The organism is Microcystis sp. M49636_WE2, from assembly GCF_030065375.1.
Classification (GTDB): Bacteria; Cyanobacteriota; Cyanobacteriia; order Cyanobacteriales; family Microcystaceae; genus Microcystis; species Microcystis aeruginosa_C.
Map to the genome: position 1 here is coordinate 1 of NZ_JASJFG010000647.1, position 1,736 is coordinate 1,736.

2 protein-coding genes are annotated in these 1,736 nt (G+C 39.6%); one reads left to right on the top strand and one right to left on the bottom strand.

Annotated features, from left to right (window positions below):
- The first annotated feature begins 96 nt into the window (after nt 1–96).
- Nucleotides 97–927, top strand: coding sequence for an energy-coupling factor transporter transmembrane component T family protein (locus PX484_RS14995; RefSeq protein WP_002804638.1), 831 nt, complete (start codon nt 97–99; stop codon nt 925–927).
- Nucleotides 928–1,223: 296 nt separating this feature from the next.
- Here PX484_RS14995 and coaE read toward each other — a convergent pair.
- The coding region (gene coaE / locus PX484_RS15000; protein WP_288104490.1) for a dephospho-CoA kinase at nt 1,224–1,736 on the bottom strand (513 nt) is incomplete at its 5' end.

The following is a 1,736-nucleotide window of genomic DNA, read 5'->3' on the forward strand; positions in this document are numbered from 1 at the left end:
ATAAGGGGGGTGCCGATAGGCGGGGGGATCCCCCTTAATAAGGGGGGCATCTGACAGTTTTTAACACCTAGCTACTTACTAACTTTTTTCTTAATTATGCAATCATTTAACTGGCAAACCGTCGATCGAGATTCTCCTTTTACTCGCCTAGATTTTCGGACCAAATTAACCATGATGATCGTGGTTACTCTCATCGCTTTTACTTGGGAAAGTCCTCTCGCTGGCGGTTTTCTAACTCTTATTGTCGCTTTAGCTTGTCTCTGGGCGGGGGTAAAATGGTCTTATCTCCTCACTATTTTAAAATTCATGGCTCCCTTTTATCTATTCTTATTAATTACCATGGGATTTTTTAATGTGGAACAGGTAAAAACTTTAACGGGAAAAACTGAATTAACTCCCTTATTAACTGTCGGTTCTGCTCAAATGACTGTCGAGGGAACCCTCTACGGTTTAAATGTGATCTTTAAAACTCTCACCATGGTTTTAATTATTCCCCTCGCTATTTTTACCACTGATATAAATCAGATGATGGTGAGTTTAACTAAAGCCAGAATTCCTTACAAAATAGTTTTTATTTTTTCCTCTACCCTGCGCTTATTTCCTCTCCTAGTAGAAGAATCTCGCTCGATTATTTCTGCTCAAAGATTACGAGGATTAGCAATAGAAAAAATGGGTTGGTTACAAAAAGGAAAAATTTACGCTTCTATCGCTGTACCTTTAATTTTAAACGCTATGGCTAAATCGCAAAAATTAGAGGTAGTTCTACAGGCTAAAGCTTTCTCTGGTGATCCCGATCGCACATTTTTACAGGAATCAATCTTAACCAATAAAGACTATTTATTAATTATTGGCTTTCTATTTTTATTGGTTTTGGCAATTATTCTCTATGTAAAATTCGGGGTGGGAAAATTTGCCTGGCTATTTTAAAATTAATCCCTATTGTAAGTAGTTAGGTGTTAAAAACTATCAGATGCCCCCCTTATTAAGGGGGATCCCCCCGCCTATCGGCACCCCCCTTATCAAGGGGGGCAGGGGGGATCGGCACCCCCCTTATCAAGGGGGGCAGGGGGGATCGGCACCCCCTTATCAAGGCGGGATTAAGGGGGGAAGGGGGGATATATCTTCAATTTAATTCTAACCAGCTACTTAAGTACCTAAGCAAAATTAATTACACATATCTAACCACCTCTTGCCTCTTGCCCCTTGCCTCTTGCCTATCTTCACTAGGAAATTAATTTTGCACGACTACTTATAGCTCGATCGATCTGGGTATATAAAGCTTCTAAATCTCCGGAATTGTCTAAAACAAGATCAGCTAAGGCAATTTTTTCGGCTAAAGGCATTTGATTATTAATCCGAGCGATCGCTTGTTCTCTGCTTAAGTTATTCCTAGTCATTAAGCGTTCAATTTGTTGCTCGAAACTGCAAGAAATCACCCAAATCTCTGTGACTAAATGGGTTAGTTTGGCTTCCAATAATAAAGGAACAGAAAAAACAACTATCGGGGCTTCTAACTGCTCTAAATGCCGATTAAAACATTCTCTAACGTAGGGATGAATCTGACTTTCTAACCAGATTTTTTCCTCGGGATTATTAAAAATAATCTCTCCTAACTGTTGGCGATTAAGGGAATTATCCTCAGTTTTAACTTTTCTGCCATAACGCTGAAAAATTCTCTCTAAAATTGCCGAACCTTTTTCCACTGCTTCCCGGGCATAAATATCCGCATCAAGGAC